The 15,888-nt window shown below is 59.3% G+C and carries 16 protein-coding genes; 3 read left to right on the top strand and 13 right to left on the bottom strand.

Annotated features, from left to right (window positions below):
- Positions 1–37: 37 nt before the first annotated feature.
- From ACR0JA_RS09620 to ACR0JA_RS09610, 3 genes are all read right to left on the bottom strand, one after another.
- Positions 38–1,597, bottom strand: coding sequence for a trimethylamine methyltransferase family protein (locus tag ACR0JA_RS09620; protein WP_480573317.1), 1,560 nt, complete (start codon positions 1,595–1,597; stop codon positions 38–40).
- Positions 1,598–1,716: 119 nt separating this feature from the next.
- Positions 1,717–2,409: an HAD family hydrolase gene (locus ACR0JA_RS09615; protein ID WP_480573314.1), complete on the bottom strand. Its 693-nt coding sequence runs from the start codon at positions 2,407–2,409 to the stop codon at positions 1,717–1,719.
- A 15-nt stretch (positions 2,410–2,424) separates the two neighbouring features.
- Positions 2,425–2,709, bottom strand: coding sequence for a DUF3572 domain-containing protein (locus ACR0JA_RS09610; protein ID WP_480573311.1), 285 nt, complete (start codon positions 2,707–2,709; stop codon positions 2,425–2,427).
- 89 nt (positions 2,710–2,798) lie between these two features.
- Here ACR0JA_RS09610 and ACR0JA_RS09605 point away from each other — a divergent pair, with 89 nt between their 5' ends.
- The gene (locus ACR0JA_RS09605) at positions 2,799–4,199 is read left to right on the top strand and encodes a diguanylate cyclase (protein ID WP_480573308.1); all 1,401 of its coding nucleotides are present in this window, start codon (positions 2,799–2,801) and stop codon (positions 4,197–4,199) included.
- Positions 4,200–4,206: 7 nt separating this feature from the next.
- Here the strand turns inward: ACR0JA_RS09605 and ACR0JA_RS09600 are convergent, their stop codons facing one another.
- From ACR0JA_RS09600 to ACR0JA_RS09585, 4 genes are read right to left on the bottom strand one after another with little or no spacing between them, the layout of a single operon-like run.
- Positions 4,207–4,686, bottom strand: a complete 480-nt coding sequence (locus tag ACR0JA_RS09600; RefSeq protein ID WP_480573305.1) for a periplasmic heavy metal sensor — start codon at positions 4,684–4,686, stop codon at positions 4,207–4,209.
- A complete protein-coding gene (locus tag ACR0JA_RS09595; RefSeq protein WP_480573302.1) occupies positions 4,683–5,024 on the bottom strand; it encodes a hypothetical protein in 342 nt (113 codons plus the stop codon). The genes ACR0JA_RS09600 and ACR0JA_RS09595 overlap by 4 nt, the downstream gene beginning before the upstream one ends.
- Positions 5,017–5,631, bottom strand: a complete 615-nt coding sequence (locus ACR0JA_RS09590; RefSeq protein ID WP_480573299.1) for an RNA polymerase sigma factor — start codon at positions 5,629–5,631, stop codon at positions 5,017–5,019. The genes ACR0JA_RS09595 and ACR0JA_RS09590 overlap by 8 nt, the downstream gene beginning before the upstream one ends.
- 6 nt (positions 5,632–5,637) lie before the next feature.
- Positions 5,638–6,105, bottom strand: a complete 468-nt coding sequence (locus ACR0JA_RS09585) for an EF-hand domain-containing protein (protein WP_480573296.1) — start codon at positions 6,103–6,105, stop codon at positions 5,638–5,640.
- Between the two features lie 221 nt (positions 6,106–6,326).
- Between ACR0JA_RS09585 and ACR0JA_RS09580 the strand changes: the two genes are divergently transcribed.
- Both ACR0JA_RS09580 and ACR0JA_RS09575 read left to right on the top strand, forming a co-directional pair.
- A complete protein-coding gene (locus ACR0JA_RS09580; protein ID WP_480573293.1) occupies positions 6,327–6,728 on the top strand; it encodes a DUF983 domain-containing protein in 402 nt (133 codons plus the stop codon).
- Positions 6,725–7,426, top strand: coding sequence for an NUDIX hydrolase (locus ACR0JA_RS09575; RefSeq protein WP_480573290.1), 702 nt, complete (start codon positions 6,725–6,727; stop codon positions 7,424–7,426). The genes ACR0JA_RS09580 and ACR0JA_RS09575 overlap by 4 nt, the downstream gene beginning before the upstream one ends.
- A gap of 6 nt (positions 7,427–7,432) precedes the next feature.
- On the opposite strand, the gene ACR0JA_RS09570 is transcribed toward ACR0JA_RS09575, so the two are convergent.
- From ACR0JA_RS09570 to nuoL, 6 genes are read right to left on the bottom strand one after another with little or no spacing between them, the layout of a single operon-like run.
- Positions 7,433–9,100 (bottom strand): ribonuclease J, encoded by a 1,668-nt coding sequence (locus tag ACR0JA_RS09570; protein WP_480573288.1) that lies wholly within the window; start codon positions 9,098–9,100, stop codon positions 7,433–7,435.
- Complete coding sequence (locus tag ACR0JA_RS09565; protein ID WP_480573285.1) at positions 9,097–9,876, bottom strand: type III pantothenate kinase; 780 nt, start codon at positions 9,874–9,876, stop codon at positions 9,097–9,099. The genes ACR0JA_RS09570 and ACR0JA_RS09565 overlap by 4 nt, the downstream gene beginning before the upstream one ends.
- Entirely contained in the window at positions 9,860–10,636 is a 777-nt protein-coding gene (locus tag ACR0JA_RS09560; protein WP_480573282.1) for a biotin--[acetyl-CoA-carboxylase] ligase, read from the bottom strand. Before ACR0JA_RS09560 ends, ACR0JA_RS09565 begins: the two co-directional genes overlap by 17 nt.
- Positions 10,637–10,690: 54 nt before the next feature.
- Positions 10,691–12,133 carry an NADH-quinone oxidoreductase subunit NuoN gene (nuoN, locus tag ACR0JA_RS09555; protein ID WP_480573279.1) on the bottom strand — a complete coding sequence of 481 codons (1,443 nt, stop codon included), beginning with the start codon at positions 12,131–12,133 and terminating at the stop codon, positions 10,691–10,693.
- A gap of 15 nt (positions 12,134–12,148) precedes the next feature.
- Positions 12,149–13,693: an NADH-quinone oxidoreductase subunit M gene (locus ACR0JA_RS09550; protein ID WP_480573277.1), complete on the bottom strand. Its 1,545-nt coding sequence runs from the start codon at positions 13,691–13,693 to the stop codon at positions 12,149–12,151.
- On the bottom strand, positions 13,693–15,882 hold the full coding sequence (nuoL, locus tag ACR0JA_RS09545) for an NADH-quinone oxidoreductase subunit L (protein ID WP_480573274.1): 2,190 nt from the start codon (positions 15,880–15,882) through the stop codon (positions 13,693–13,695). Before nuoL ends, ACR0JA_RS09550 begins: the two co-directional genes overlap by 1 nt.
- Between the last annotated feature and the right edge of the window lie 6 nt (positions 15,883–15,888).

Here is a 15,888-nt window from a genome sequence, read left to right as displayed (position 1 = left end):
ATTCGATGTGGTTTCAATGTGATACAGAGGCGCGCAATCAGAAGTCGGTCGGTGCGCCCCCTTCTGACTTGCGACGTTCGACGAACGCTGCAAGCTCCTCGCGGATGGCGACGTCCATCGGGGGGGCTTCAAAGTTGTTCACGATTTCCTTGAACATCCGGTGGGCGCGTTCTGCGGTCCAGATACCGCCCGCAACCTCCCAGGCTTCATAGTTTTTCCAATCGCTCAGGAAAGGTTGATAAAAGGCCGTGGCATAGCGGTCCTGTGTATGCTGAATGCCAAAGAAGTGGCCGTCATTTCCAACGTCACGGATCGCGTCGAGTGCTATTTCATCAGGCCCAGTCGCAGAAAGTTCGGGCTGCATATACCTTTGAATCTGTTGCAGGATTTCGCAGTCCATCACAAATTTCTCGGGGCTTGCGATCAGACCGCCCTCAAGCCAGCCAGCCGCGTGATAAACCATGTTTGTGCCTGATTGAACGGCTGCCCAAAGGGAATTCGAAGTCTCCCAGATCGATTGGCCGTCGGGCACATTCGCCGCGCAAACGCCAGAGGAACGCATCGGGAGACCGTAAAAACGGGCCATCTGGCCTGTCATCTGGGTCGAGCGCATATATTCGGGTGTCCCAAACGCCGGCGCGCCGGATTTCATGTCGACATTCGAGGTGAAGGTTCCGATCACGCAGGGAATTCCTGGTCGCACATATTGGAACAAAGCGATCGCGCACAGCGCCTCGGCCAGCGATTGCGCCACGGCCCCGGCCATCGTTACCGGCGCCATCGCGCCGGCCAGAGTGAACGGGGTGACAACGATCGCCTGGCCGCGCCGCGCCAGGCGCAGGCAGCCATCGATCATCGGATGGTCGTGCTTAAGCGGCGAGGTCGAGTTGATGTTGGTGTACATGCGCGGAGACGCTTCGAACTCTTCATCGGTCAGACCGCCTGCGATACGCACCATTTCCATTACGTCTTCGACGCGTGCTTTGCCCAGCGAATAGGCATGCATCGCCTTGTCGGTCAGGGTCAGCTTGTCATAGAGCACATCCAGATGGCGCACGCTGGCATGGATATCCACTGGTTCGACCGGGTATCCGCCAGCAAAATGGATGCAATTGAAATACTGAGTCAGCTTCAGCAGGTCCTGACACATCCTCCGATTGCCTGGCACCTTCTGGCCAATTTCCATATCCCAGTAGTTCGGTGGTGACGACACATTGCCAAACAGCATGGTCTTGCCACCAATCGTGATCTGCCTTTCCGGGTTTCGCGGGGTGATTGTGAAGCTTGACGGCGCTTTGGCCACCATTTCCATCACAAAATCCCGTCCCATGCGGACATTGTCACCCGAGATGGTGCATCCCGCTTCGCGCAGGATTCCGATGGCTTCTTCGTTGTAGAACTCGATCCCGATCTCTTCGAGAATGCGCATCGCGCCGTCATGAATGGCTTCTATGCCATCCGGGCCCAAAGGCTCGGTCGGGCGATCGATATTGATCGGCGGATTCCAGGGCATCTGGTCGATAACCGCTTGCCCGCGCCGGGCTGCGGCACCGGCACGTCCGCCGCTGCGACGTCGGGGTTTGGCTGTGTCTTCCATGGTCTCCTCCGGGTCCTGCCTGCTTCAAGCAAGCCCCGAAGTCGGGTGACGAGCCGCTCTGTCCGCGACAGGTCTTGTCGGTTTTGTCACACGAAGCGGCGATTTCCTTCCGGTTCGGGCTATCGCCCGGATAACCAGCCCGGAATGTGCCCGATGTCGGGCAGCACAACATCCGCCAATGGCTCCAGCGCTTCAGCTTCGGCGATGCCGGTCAGAACACCGATCGTCATCATTCCGGCTGCGCGCCCGGCTTCAAGGTCGTGACAGCTGTCACCGACCATCGCAATGCGCGACGGATCGATCCCGACTTGACTTGCAAATGCCAGCATCTGACCTGGCCCGGGTTTGTACCCATGTCCGCTGTCGTAACCAGCGACAAAGTCGAAATGCGCGCGGATACCAACCGACTCGAGATGCCGTTTGGCGGGTGCTTCGCCGTCATTGGTGGCAACGCCCAGCTTCAACCCTGCCTTTCGCAACCCCGTCAGAAACGCCTCAAGCGGTACGGCCTGCACCTGCTCGGCCTTTGCCGATTCCGCATTGAGCAGATCGACCAACTCGGAATACGAATAGTCCGAGATATGCGGCAGCAGAGCGTCAGCGACCTCGCCCACGGTCCCGGCAATAACGATGCTATCGGGCTCATACCGGTCCCCGACGATGTCAAATCCGATCGCCTTGCCCAGTTCTGCGGCTTTCTGATCATCCCCTTCGGACAGGCGCAGCAGAGTGGCCCGCCCAAAGGCCCCCCAGGTTGCGGCGAAATCAAACAGGGTGCCATCCTTGTCGAACAGTAGCGCGTCAATTGGCATGAATGTGGGCTCCTATCAGGTCCAGTGCATTTCCGATTCGCCGGACAATACCGACCGGGCCTGGGCCGGAAGATCGTTCGCGACGGAATTGGCATCACAGAATTCGATGACCCAAGCGTCATCCATCAGCAGAAAATCCAGGACCGAAGTCAGGAATTCGGCCTCACCTGCCCGGTCGCGCAGGTCCTGTGCCGAAGCTCCGGTCGCGCCAAGAAACACAGGCAGCAACTCGTCATTTCCCACCAGCCAGCTCAGGGCGTTCAGGGCCAGAGTTTCAGCGGAGTTGGCGTTGAGTGGCATAAAATCGCCTCCTGCCGGGGCTTGGAAAGGGTTTGTTAACCAGAGTCATAAACACTTTGGCAACGCATGCAATCTAACGGTGAACGTCAATGTCCGTGCAAGGCACCATACTTGTCCTCGACGGGGTCTCAACCAATCGCATCATGCTTAAGGTGCAGTTGACGGCGGCCTGGTATCAGGTTGTGCAGGGTGAGAAACTGCAGGGTCTCGCGGCCTTGTTGCGGCGGTCGCGCCCCGATCTGGTGCTGACCGCGCAGAATTTGCCGGATGGCACCGCAGCGGATGTCAAAGCGCTTTTGAGCAGCGACCCGACACTCGCGGACGTGCCGGTGGTCGCAATCACTCAGCAAAACGACAAGGCTGCGCGCATGCAAGCGCTGGCCGACGGGCTGGACGATGTGCTGGCATACCCGTTCAAAGACACTTTGCTATTGGCTCATGTCCGCAGCCTGCTGCGCGCTCGGGTCGAGCGGCAGGAGTTGCGCGTTGGTGGCGATGCCCAATCGATCGGATTCGCCGAACCCGCCGCCGCACTTATCGCGCCACCGTCTGCAAGCCGTATCGCAATACTGACTCACGATGCCCGAACCGGTGCGATCTGGAACCAGGCGCTGGCGGGTCGCGTGTCGCAACCTCTGTCCAGTCACGACTTGCCGAACCTCCGAGGGGTCCTGTCATCGCCGGTGCCGGACGCAATCGTCGTCGAAATCTGGCCGGGGGCCACCTGCCGCAACATGCTGGCCGATTTGCGTTCGCGCGTGGCAACTCGACACACCGTTTTGATCGGCGTGCTGCCCGACGGGAACTCGGAACAGGCGGCCGAAGCGCTTGACTGGGGCGTGGATGCGGTTTGCCAGGGCGGCTTTGACCCGGATGAGATCGCCCTGCGATTGAAAAGCCAGATCGCGCGCAAACGGCGTGATGACCGGTTGCGCGCCACGTTGCGCAACGGCCTCGCAGAGTCTCTGACAGACCCGTTGACCGGACTGCACAACCGTCGTTTTGCCATGCGGGCTCTGGACCAGGTTGTCCGCAAGTCCCTGCGCACAGGGTGCGGATTTGCGGTCATGTTGGCAGATCTCGACCACTTCAAGTCGATCAACGATCAGTTCGGCCATGACGGTGGCGACGCTGTGCTGACCGAAGCCGCAAGACGCTTGCGACAGACCCTCGGCAGCGCCGGTTTTGTCGCGCGTTTCGGTGGCGAAGAGTTCATGATCTGCCTTCCGGACACTATTCAGAAACGCGCCTTAGGCGTCGCAGATACGATCTGCGACCGCATCTGCTCGCAGCCGTTCTGCGTGCCGGGAACCAATTCGATGATCCCTGTCACGATCAGCATTGGCCTGGTGATGTACGTGCCATTCGAGGTCGATCAGACCAGACATGCACACTCGACCGGAGAGTTGCTTAAATCCGCAGACAGGGCGCTTTATGCCGCGAAGCAGGCGGGACGCAATCAGGTGCGCCTGCGTAAAAGCGCGGCGTGATCCGCACTCAGTCCCGTTTGTTTTTTCGCTTGCCGTGCGGCCCGCGCTGAACAACTTCCTCCAAACGCTCAGCGTAGACCTGACGCTCTTCGTCTGTCAGCCCCGTGACATAAATCAACCAGTTCTGATGCAGCGCACCCTGCATATCAGATGTTGCACGGGCCTGCTGATCCAACAGAACCTGCACAGCTTCGGGATCGAAGGGAACCGCCTTCAGTGCCTCGCTGAGCGCGCTGAAGTTCTGAATGCGCCCCGATGCGCCCTTGCTACGCAAACCTGACAGTTCCCCCCTCAGCGCCTTGCGGTCTTCCTTGGGCAGCGCGTGGTACAGTGCAGCACCGAAGCCCGGCGGCACGCGGGTGTGATCGCCGCCCCTAAACCGCAAAGCCGTGCCCAGGATCACACCGGCAACCAGAAGGTTGACGGCCAGCGAAACCACCAACAGGATCGGCATCCATCTGCGCTTTGATCCGGCGTTGTCGCTCATTCCGTATCCTCCAGATAATCGGCGTCCAGATTGAGATCCGCCATCAGCAAAGTGGTGTCCTGCGGGAAAATATAGGTGGCCGGATCAGGCAGAAAGCCCGGCGCCGCAATTCCGATCCAGACCCCAGCGGCGCTGGCCGCAACCAGGCCGCTAAGTGCGCGCCAACCTCCAAGCCCGTCCAATATGCCCCACCATGAACGGTGCCGGGGCGCTGCGGTGCGGCCCAACCGAACAGCCTCGGCATCGGTTTCGATCCGAACGGCAAGATCGTCAGGCAGCGCCGGGCGGTTTTGCCGGGCCTGCGCGAACAGGGCTTCCAATTCGTCATGTTCAGCCATTTTCATACCCCAACTCGTCCCGTCGCCCAGCAAGTATCTTGCTCAGAGCCCGTTTTCCCCGCGCCGTCAGACTTTCGACCGCTTCCACCGAGATGTCCATGATCCCGGCGATTTCGGGATTCGAGAGCTCTTCGATATGCCGCAAGATCACGGCCTCGCGCTGCCGGTCCGGCAAAAGATCCAATGCCGATTGAAGCGCATCTTTGCGTGCTACATCCTGCAATCGTTCGGTCACGCTGGCGGTACCGTCCTGAATTTCAGGCATGTTTTCCATCGGCTCCGGCCGCTTGCGACGCCGCAGATCCAAACAGAGGTTCAGCGTCACCCGATACAGCCAGGTCGACACCTGCGCCTGACCGGGAACCCAATCCGGCGCCATCTGCCACAACCGCATCATTGCGTCCTGTGTCACATCCTCGGCCTCGGCCCGGTTTCCCAGCATCCGCATCGCGACCGAAAAACTGCGCGGTCCAAGCCGGTCGGTCAGCGCGCGCGCAGCCATCGCATCACCATTGGCGAACCGGGCCAGCAACATGTCGTCGCTGAGCTCGGGCATGGCGGTTGAACCGCCATGCGCCTGTTCTGGATGCGCGGTCAGGTCTTCCATCCCGCATCAGTTGCTGTCAGAGCCCCGATCGCCCTTGCGCTTGTGCTTCCGGCCCATCTTTTCCTTTGCATCGGCATATTCCTGTTCCGAGATCGAACCGTTTCCGTCTGCGTCGATCCGCTCGAACATCTTCGCGCCACGGCGCGGTTTCGGCAACTCGTCTGCGCTGAGGAATCCGTCACTGTTGGCATCCTGCCGCTCAAACATTTTCTGGACCCGCTCGTTGGCTTTGCTCTGCGCCGCAGCCTGCATTTCTTCAAGGCTCAACTGCCCGTCACCATCCGCGTCTGCATCGGTGAAACGCTGTGTGCGATGCGCTTCGATCTCGGCCTGCGTGACCTGTCCGTCACCGTCGGCATCCAATTCCTGGAACGTTGGGGGCTGCCGGTCTTTCGGCCCCTTGGCCAAAGCAGTCGTGCCGGTGACGGCCACGGCGGCGAGAACAATCGCGGAAATAAAGCCTGTAGATTTCATATCAGATTTCCCTTTTACGCGCGGCCCTGCGCCGCTGCTGATACTTGTTAAAACGCGACACAAGTGGAATTCCGTCGCGCATCCGTCGACTTTTTTTGATCGAGATCCGTTTGTTGCCCGGAACTGTTCGTCATCGGTAGCCGCCGCAAAGCGACGCACCCCCTTTTACAAATGGCGTTTAATGCGCAATATCACGGGCACCGGAACGCGCGAGTAACATCATGACCGATCAAACCATCGCCACGCCTGTTGAGGAAGACCGCCCCACGAAGCCGGCGCTGATCCGTGGGTTTCGCGGCAAATGCCCCAACTGCGGCGAAGGCAAGCTGTTGCACAGCTACCTAAAAGTGAATGATACATGCGGACATTGCGGGCAGGAACTGTTTCATCACCGCGCGGATGACGGTCCCGCGTATTTGACAATTCTGATTGTGGGGCACCTGCTGGCTCCGGCCCTGCACGTATCCTACGTGCATTGGCGTCCGGATCCCTGGACCATGGCAATTGGCTTCTCGGTGGCGTGCGTGGCCTTGTCCTTGTATCTGTTGCCGCGGCTCAAAGGAGCAGTGGTCGCCTATCAATGGGCCCGCAGGATGCACGGTTTCGGCAAGTCTGCTGCATGAGTGTCGACAAAACAGCAATTCGAAATGCCGCGACGGTCATTGTTCTGCGTGACCGGTTTGATGACCCGTCGATCCTGATGGGTCAGCGCGGTGCCGCCGCCGCGTTCATGCCGAACAAATTCGTATTTCCCGGCGGCGCGGTCGATCCTGCGGATGCGAGTGTCTCGTTGGCTGAACCTTTACCCGAAATTTGCTTTCAAAGGCTGTCAGATCAGGCCGACCCGGGGCTGGAAAACGCTCTGGCCGCTGCCGCCATTCGCGAGTTGTGGGAAGAAACCGGCCTTGTTCTTGGCAAGCCCGGCGCTTGGGCCGTAACACCGCCCGCAGATTGGGATGCCTTTGCCGAAATGGGCTTTGTACCGTCGGCCGAGGCGCTTCAATTCGTCTTTCGCGCGGTGACCCCACCCGGTCGGCCGCGCAGATTTGATGCCCGCTTCTTTTTGGTAGATGCCGCAGAAATTCAGGGGGACCTTGACGATTTCACCCACGCCTCCGACGAGTTGCAGCATTTGCAATGGGTGAAAATTCGGCAGGCGCGCAAGTTCGACCTGCCGTTTATAACCGAGGTTGTACTGGCAGAAATCGCCGCGCGTGCCACGCTCCAAACGCCGCCAGAAAGCGTTCCCTTCTTCCTGAATAGCGAGGAAGAAAGCCTGTTCCTGCAACTCAAGGGATACCCGATGCCGCAGGCGGACTGACCGAGGTCAACGCATTCGGCTGATAACCACGGTTACTTCGGGTTTCTTGCCCAATTCCACCTTGGCTGTTTGACGCACGATCCGCCTGAGCGCCTCTTCCAGCTTGTCATCGTCCCGCAGGGTCTTGGCGTCGGCACGCATGAGGAACTGGTTCAGGTCCTCCTCGAGCACTTCGATCAGACCCGCGTTCGAGGCACCGGTTTCCGGCAGACCAATTGCGTCGCACCAGGGTTCGCCCAGAGGCTCATCCTCTTCATCCAGAATGACAGTCACGGTCACGTGGCCGTTCAGCGCCATGCGAATACGGTCGCGCACGACGCCGTCCAACGCGCCAATCTTTACGGTGCCGTCCAGATAGGTTCGGCCCGTTTCGACATAATCGACGATGGTCGGAGCGTTCCCCGTAAGGTCCAGCATGGTGCCGTTTACCGCCAGAATACCAGTGCGCCCGCCCGCCTCGGCCAGTTTGGCGTGTTCCCGCAAATGCCGGTGTTCGCCGTGCATCGGGATTACCATCTGCGGATCGATCAGAGCATGCACCTTCTCAAGATCAGGGCGGTTGGCGTGGCCCGAGACATGATAGAGCCCCGAACTATCATCAACCACATCCACGCCTTTTTCGCTGAACTGGTTGATGATGCGGATCACACCCCTTTCGTTGCCGGGAATGGTTTTCGAGGAAAACAAAAACAGGTCGCCCTCTTTGACTTCCAGCCCGCGATACTTGCCGCGCGCCAGTTGCGCGCTGGCGGCGCGGCGTTCGCCCTGGCTGCCGGTCACGATAAGCATCAGGTTCTGCCTTGGGACATCCACGGCTTCTTCGGCACTGATGGCGCGCGGGAAATCCGACAGGATGCCGGTCTCGGTCGCGGCTTCGATCATACGTCGCATCGCCCGCCCCAACAGGACGACAGAACGCCCGGCGCGCTGTCCCGCTTCGGCCAGCGTTTTCACCCGCGCCACGTTCGAGGCAAAGGTGGTTGCGATTACCATGCCCGAGGCCTCTTGCACCAGTTTGGTGATTTCCGGCCCGACCTCGGATTCCGACCGGCCGGGATGGGTAGAAAACACATTGGTACTGTCGCAGACCAACGCCTTGACGCCTGGTTTTGCCACTTCGGCCCACAGGTCGGGATCGAATGCTTCACCGACGACCGGATCGGCGTCCAGTTTGAAATCGCCGGAATGCACGATGCGTCCGGCGGGTGTTTCGATCACCAAACCCGCGCTTTCGGGAATCGAGTGCGAGACCGGCAAGAAACCAACCTGGAACGGACCCGCTTTGATCTGTTCAGGCCAGGCAGACGCGGTTTGCACCGCCTCGGTCGGATGGCCCTGATCCTCCATCTTGCGGCGCGCGATGTTCGCGGTGAAGGCGCGTGCATAAATCGGCGCGCCCAGATCCGCATAGCAATGCGCGACTGCGCCCACGTGATCCTCATGCGCGTGGGTGACGAAAATCGCCTCGAGCCGGTCGGCCCGTTCCTTAAGCCAGGTGATGTCGGCAAAGATCAGATCCACCCCGGGCGAGGTGTCCATGTCAGGAAAGGCCACGCCCAGATCCACCAGGATCAAGCGTTCCTGCCCCGGCTTGCCGTAGCCGTAGACATAGGCGTTCATACCAATTTCGCCTGCGCCGCCAAGCGGCAGATAGATCAATCTCTCACTGCTCATGTCGAGCCGTTGTCCTTGTTATAGCGATGAATCACGGTCAGGCCGTGCATCGTCAAATCGTCCTCGATGGCGTCAAAGCCCACATCCGCCTGATCGAACAATGGCGCAAGGCCGCCGGTTCCGACTACTCTCATCGGCATTCCGTATTCGGCCTTAATGCGCGCGATCAACCCTTCGATCAGCCCGGAATACCCCCAATACACGCCGGACTGGATACAGCCAACCGTATTTGTTCCGATCACTTTTTCCGGGCGGGTGATGTCGATATGCGGCAACGCGGCAGCACCCTGATGCAGCGCTTCGAGGCTCAGGTTCACACCAGGCGCAATGATCCCGCCGACATAAGCGCCATCCGATGCAACCACGTCGAAATTCGTGGCCGTTCCAAAGTCGACAACCACCACATCACCGCCGTGGCGGTCGAACGCTCCGACCGCATTGGCCAGCCGGTCCGGCCCCGGAATTGTGCCTTCGTCGATACGCGGCGCGACAGGCAATAGACATTCGGGTTTGCCAACTACCAAAGGACGACAGCCAAAAAAGCGGTCCGCAAAGATACGCAGATTGAACACCACGCGCGGTACCGTCGAGGCGATGATGACGTCGCTGATGTCGGCCTCAATCCCGTAGTGTTTCACCAGGGTCGAGTACCAGGTAAAGTAAGCGTCCGCTGTCCGCGAATGGTGGGTCGAGGTACGCAGCGTGCACAGAAAGGTTTCGCCATCCCAGATTGAGAACACCGTGTTGGTGTTCCCGCAATCAATCGCCAGAAGCATGTGCGCCCCCTTCAAAAAAGACATCCGCCGCAGGTATGCTGACGCGGCCTTTGGCGGTGTTTAGGACAAGGTTGCCCCCTGCGTCCACCGATTCAAAGGTCCCCGACATCTCTGTGGTGATGGTTCGCGCGGTGATGACCTCGCCCAGACGCGCGGCCCGAGACAGCCATGCCGTTCGGATCGGTTCAAATCCATAGGTGCGAAACTGGGTCTCGTACGTCGCATAGGCTGCGGCAAGTTCGGTCAGAAAATCCTCGGGCGTGACCGAAGCACCGGTCTCGGACAACAGCGATACCGGGCGGACAGCACCTTGTTCGACCATGGCGGCATCGGGGGCTTCGGACAGATTTACGCCGATACCGATTGCCAGATGAGATACGCCCTGCCCCTGCCCTGTGCTTTCCAGCAATATCCCTGCCAGTTTGCCGCCGTTCAGCAGCACGTCATTTGGCCATTTCAGCGAAAGCCCCGTCGCCCGGCCGGTCACCGCAACGCAGGCGTCAAACAACGCAAGGGCGGCGACAAAGCTGCGCAATGCGGCCTGTTCCGGGGTGCCATCAGGGCGCAGCAACAAGGTTGCTGCAAGATTTCCCTTTGGGTTCGCCCAGACCCGGCCCCGCCTGCCGCGCGCCGCTGTCTGGTGATGCGCCATGATCCAGACCGGACCTTGTGCCGCGGGCGCGATCCGCGCTGCTTCGTTCAGGGTGCTGTCGACCTCCTGCACCACGTGCAGGCCGTATCCCTCGGGCCAATTGCTCATACGCGGACAGCCTGGCCCGCAAGGCCGCACCCCTTGGCAGCCTTGGCCTTCGGTTTATTGAACAAGCGTTGCCGCCGCAGCCGCAGCTGCGCCCTCGACACCAAATTGATAGACCACGCCGACCAGCATCAACGCAGCCGAACCCATCAAAGCCCCCCACAAGATCGGAGAGGACCGGGTCTCGATCGGGTCTTCGTTCTCGTCACCGAAATACATGTAGAACACGATCCGCAGATAATAGAACGCGCCGATCACCGAAGCGATGGCAGACACGATCACCAGACCGGTCAACCCGGCCTCAATACCAGCCTGCCAGACGCCGAACTTGGCGAAAAAGCCCAACATCGGCGGCACACCGGCCAGGCTGAACATCAGGATCAACACGGCAAGCGCCTTGCCGGGATCGCGCTTGGCAAACCGGCGCAGCGCGTCGATATCGGTGACGGGTTTTCCGTCCCGCTCCATCATAAGAATAAAGGCGAAGGTGCCGATATTCATCGTCACGTAGATCGCCAGATACATGAGCATCGCCTTGATGCCCAACTCGGTTCCTGCCGCCAGACCGATCAGGGCATAGCCCATATGCGCAATCGACGAGAACGCCATCAGACGTTTTATGTCGCGCTGACCAATCGCGGCAACCGCGCCCAGCAGCATCGACAGTACCGACAGCAGCACGATCACCTGTTGCCAGTCTTTCACGATACCGCCGAACGCGTCATGCATCAGCCGGGCGAACAGTGCCATTGCTGCCACTTTCGGTGCCGTGGCAAAGAAAGCTGTAATCGGCGTGGGCGAGCCTTCGTACACATCCGGCGTCCACATGTGGAACGGCACGGCAGAGACCTTGAAGGCCAGCCCCGAAATCAGGAAGATCAGGCCAAACAGCAAGCCCAACGAGACGTCGCCATGGTGGACCGTCTGGATGATACCGGAAAACAGAGTGGTGCCGGTAAATCCATAGACCAGAGACGCGCCATACAGCAGAAGGCCAGAACTGAGCGCGCCCAGCACAAAGTATTTCAGACCCGCCTCGGTCGATTTAGCACTGTCCCGCCGCAGGGCGGCCACGACATAAAGCGACAGCGATTGCAATTCGAGTCCCATATACAAAGACATGAGGTCACCGGCGCTGACCATCATCATCATGCCCACAGCGGCCAAGGCGACCAGCAAGGGGTACTCAAATCGCAGCAGGTCGCGACGGGCCATGTAGTCCTGGCTCATCATCAGGACAGCCGCAGCGGAAAGCAGGATCGCGACCTTTGCGAAACGCGCAAATGCATCGTCAACGAACATCCCGTTGAAAGCCACATTCGTGCCATCGCCATTCACCGCGATCCAGATCGCCAGCACAGCCATCAGCCCCGCCGTTGACCAGACAAGCACAGGTGCCAGCCCGTCCTTGGTTGTGTAGACAGCCCCGATCAATGCCGCCATCGCGTAGATCGCCAGAATGATCTCTGGCAGGATTATTGTCAGATCAGCTTGGATCATGTCTCCAAAGCTCCCTTAGTGCGATGCGGCGGTCTGGGTCGCGGCCTCTGCCGCGGCCAGTGCCATGTCATAGTTCGAAATCAACGCGGCGGTCGAGTCGCCGATCACATCCGTCACCAGCGAGGGATAGACCCCCAGCAGAATGGTCATGATGATCAAGGGCGCGAAAACCAGCCTTTCGCGTGCGCTCATATCGGTGATGGATTTGAGGCTTTCCTTGATCAGATCGCCAAACACCACCCGGCGATACAGCCAAAGCGCATATCCCGCCGAGAAGATCACCCCGGTCGCGGCCACTGCCGTCACCCATGTGTTGACCTGGAATGCGCCCATCAGGGTCAGGAATTCTCCGATAAATCCTGACGTGCCAGGCAGGCCGACATTCGCCATCGTGAACAGCATGAACACCAGCGCGTAGGCGGGCATGCGGATAACAAGCCCTCCGTAAGCCTCGATATCGCGGGTATGCATCCGGTCGTAGATTACGCCGACACACAGGAACAGTGCGGCCGAGATGAACCCGTGGCTGAGCATCTGGAAGATCGCGCCATCGATGCCCTGCTGGTTTGCCGCAAAGATCCCCATGGTCACAAAGCCCATATGCGCCACTGAGGAATAGGCGATCAGCTTTTTCATATCCTCCTGCACCAGCGCCACCAGTGAGGTGTAGACCACCGCAATCGCTGACATCCACAGAACCAGATCCGTCATCACCGCCGAGCCCACCGGGAACATCGGCAGGCTGAACCGCAAAAAGCCATAGCCACCCATCTTCAACAGGATCGCCGCCAGCACGACCGACCCGGCGGTCGGGGCCTGCACGTGCGCATCCGGCAACCAGGTGTGAACGGGCCACATCGGCATCTTCACCGCAAACGAGGCGAAGAAGGCCAAGAACATCAGTGTCTGCATGCCGCCGACGATATGGACACCCAGCACGCTAAAGCTGTCCGAGGCAAAGTGATGGCTCATCAGCGCCTCGATATCCGTGGTGCCCGCATCCGCATACATCGCGACCATGGCCACCAGCATCAGCACCGAGCCGAGGAAGGTATAGAGGAAGAACTTGAAGCTTGCGTAGATACGGTCTTTGCCACCCCAGATGCCGATGATCAGGAACATCGGGATCAAGCCCGCTTCGAAGAACAGGTAGAACAGCACCAGATCCAGCGCCATGAACACGCCCAGCATGAGTGTTTCCAACAGCAGGAAAGCGATCATGTATTCCTTGACGCGGCTGGTGACGTTCCAGCTGGCCAGAATGGTCAATGGCATGATGAAGGTGGTCAGCAGCACGAACAGCACGCTGATGCCGTCCACGCCCATCTTGTATTTCAGTCCCAGCAGCCACTGGCCCTCTTCCACCATCTGGAAGCCAGTGTTCGAGGGGTCAAAGCCGGTATAGATGCCAATCGACACCAAGAAGGTCACGGTTGTCGCCAACAGCGCAATCCACTTGGCGTTGCGCTGTGCGGCAGCGTCCTCACCATAAAGGAACACGGCCATAAGACCGGCCGAAATGGCGGGGATGAAGGTGACAATGGATAGGATATTGTCCATTAGTGCGCGCCTCCGCCGATCGACATCCAGGTGACCAGGGCTGCGATCCCCAGAACCATCCAGAAGGCGTAAGTAAAGATGTAACCCGTCTGCGCCTTGCCAGCGAGGCGGGTGAAGAAGGGTACAACGCCCATCGCGACCCCGTTCAGGAAGCCGTCGATGGTATTTCCATCGCCGCGTTTCCACAGGAACCGGCCAATCGCGACAGTGGGTTTGACGAAGATCGCGTCGTAGATCTCGTCAAAGTACCATTTGTTCAGCAAGAACAAGTAAAGCGGACGCTGGTTGGCCGCCAACCGCGCGGGCAGCGAGGTGTTCACGATGTAGAACCAATAGGCCACGATGAACCCAAGCAACATCGCCACGAATGGCGAGACCTTGACCCATTTCGGGGCCGCATGTGCATCATCCAGCACATGGTTGTCTGGTGCCATATACAGCGCGCCCTCACCCGGTTGACCGGCAAAGACATAGTGGTGGTCGCCACCATGAGCGTCTTTCTCTCCATGCGCGGGTTTTTCTGCGTGTCCATCATCTGCATGAGCTGTATCGGCATGGGCTTCGTCGCCGTGCCCTTCCTCACCGTGATGAGCTTCTGCTGTGCCATCGGCCACATGCTCTGCATGAGTGGCGGCATCGTGCCCATCCGCATGCGCCTCAGCCACTGGAATGCCGTAGAACTTGCCGACCTTATCTGCGTGACCAAAGAAGCTGCTGTACCACACCATCCCCGAGAACACCGCGCCCAGCGATAGAACGCCCAGCGGCACCAGCATAGTCATCGGGCTTTCATGCGCATGATCGTGGGTATGCTTGTCCCCGCGCGGCTCGCCATAGAAGGTCAGGAAGATCAGCCGCCAGCTATAGAACGACGTGAACATCGCCGCGATCACCAGCATCCAGAAGGCATAGCCCGTTCCGCCTGCAAAGGTGCTTTCGATGATGGCATCCTTGGACAGGAAGCCAGCAAACCCAAAGGTTGTCAGCGGGATACCAACGCCGGTAATGGCCAGCGTTCCGATCATCATCGCCCAGAACGTGTAGGGGATCTTCTTTCGCAGACCACCGTATTCGGTCATTTCCTGCTCGTGATGCATCGCATTGATCACCGAGCCTGCGCCCAGGAACAACAGCGCCTTGAAAAACGCATGTGTCAGCAGGTGGAACATCGCCGCCGAGTACATACCGACGCCGGCCGCCACGAACATGTATCCAAGCTGAGAACAGGTCGAATAGGCGATAACGCGTTTAATGTCGGTCTGTACAAGCCCCACAGTTGCCGCGAAGAACGCAGTCGAAGCGCCGAGGAAGGTGATAAACCCGGTCGCACCCGGCGCGAACTCCATCAGCGGCGACATGCGGCAGACCAGGAATACACCTGCAGTCACCATGGTCGCAGCGTGGATCAGCGCCGACACAGGTGTCGGGCCTTCCATCGCATCGGGCAACCATGTGTGCAGGATCAACTGCGCCGACTTACCCATCGCGCCGATGAACAGCAGTACGCAGATCACTTCGATGGCAGCCCACTCACCCCAGAGGAAGTGCAGCTTTTCTTCTGCCAGCGCTGGAGCCGATGCGAAGATGTCGGAAAAGTTGATGCTGTCCGTCAGGAAGAACAGCGCAAAGATGCCAAGTGCAAAGCCAAAGTCACCCACTCGGTTGACGATAAACGCTTTCATCGCTGCCGCGTTGGCCGAAGGTTTGCGATAGTAGAACCCGATCAGCAGATAAGACGCCACGCCCACGCCTTCCCAGCCAAAGAACATCTGAACCAGATTGTCCGCCGTCACCAGCATCAGCATCGCGAAGGTGAAGAAAGACAGATAGGCAAAGAAGCGCGGTTTATAGCTCTCGCCCTCGCGCCATTGCGGGTCGTGGTCCATGTAGCCGAAGGAATAAAGGTGCACGAGCGCCGAGACGGTCGTCACCACGATCAGCATGATCGCGGTCAGCCGGTCCAGACGAATGGCCCAGCTTGTCGACAGCGAACCGCTTTCGATCCAGCGCATGATCTCGATTTGTTGGGTTTGCCCGTCGAAGGACAGGAACACGATCCACGACAGCAGACAGGCCAGAAACAGAAGGCCGGTGGCGGTCCACATGGCCGCTTTCTCGCCGATAAAGCGCCAGCCAAACCCGCAGAGCAGCGCGCCCACCAGAGGGGCAAAGAGGATGGTGGTTTCCATAATTCT

Source organism: Ruegeria sp. AM4, from assembly GCF_056540665.1.
This window is presented reverse-complemented; position numbering and strand designations above follow the sequence as displayed.

Bases quoted from the DNA above. Each gene is read 5' to 3' on its own strand.
- ACR0JA_RS09560 (WP_480573282.1), bottom strand. From the start codon at position 10,636: ATGAGCAATTGGCCCGAGGGATACGGCCTGCACGTGGTGCAGGAGGTC.
- nuoN (WP_480573279.1), bottom strand. From the start codon at position 12,133: ATGATCCAAGCTGATCTGACAATAATCCTGCCAGAGATCATTCTGGCG.
- ACR0JA_RS09590 (WP_480573299.1), bottom strand. From the start codon at position 5,631: ATGGAAGACCTGACCGCGCATCCAGAACAGGCGCATGGCGGTTCAACC.
- ACR0JA_RS09565 (WP_480573285.1), bottom strand. From the start codon at position 9,876: ATGCTTCTGGCGATTGATTGCGGGAACACCAACACGGTGTTCTCAATC.
- ACR0JA_RS09550 (WP_480573277.1), bottom strand. From the start codon at position 13,693: ATGGACAATATCCTATCCATTGTCACCTTCATCCCCGCCATTTCGGCC.
- ACR0JA_RS09610 (WP_480573311.1), bottom strand. From the start codon at position 2,709: ATGCCACTCAACGCCAACTCCGCTGAAACTCTGGCCCTGAACGCCCTG.
- ACR0JA_RS09620 (WP_480573317.1), bottom strand. From the start codon at position 1,597: ATGGAAGACACAGCCAAACCCCGACGTCGCAGCGGCGGACGTGCCGGT.
- ACR0JA_RS09595 (WP_480573302.1), bottom strand. From the start codon at position 5,024: ATGGCTGAACATGACGAATTGGAAGCCCTGTTCGCGCAGGCCCGGCAA.
- ACR0JA_RS09575 (WP_480573290.1), top strand. From the start codon at position 6,725: ATGAGTGTCGACAAAACAGCAATTCGAAATGCCGCGACGGTCATTGTT.
- ACR0JA_RS09580 (WP_480573293.1), top strand. From the start codon at position 6,327: ATGACCGATCAAACCATCGCCACGCCTGTTGAGGAAGACCGCCCCACG.
- ACR0JA_RS09600 (WP_480573305.1), bottom strand. From the start codon at position 4,686: ATGAGCGACAACGCCGGATCAAAGCGCAGATGGATGCCGATCCTGTTG.
- ACR0JA_RS09570 (WP_480573288.1), bottom strand. From the start codon at position 9,100: ATGAGCAGTGAGAGATTGATCTATCTGCCGCTTGGCGGCGCAGGCGAA.
- ACR0JA_RS09615 (WP_480573314.1), bottom strand. From the start codon at position 2,409: ATGCCAATTGACGCGCTACTGTTCGACAAGGATGGCACCCTGTTTGAT.
- nuoL (WP_480573274.1), bottom strand. From the start codon at position 15,882: ATGGAAACCACCATCCTCTTTGCCCCTCTGGTGGGCGCGCTGCTCTGC.
- ACR0JA_RS09585 (WP_480573296.1), bottom strand. From the start codon at position 6,105: ATGAAATCTACAGGCTTTATTTCCGCGATTGTTCTCGCCGCCGTGGCC.
- ACR0JA_RS09605 (WP_480573308.1), top strand. From the start codon at position 2,799: ATGTCCGTGCAAGGCACCATACTTGTCCTCGACGGGGTCTCAACCAAT.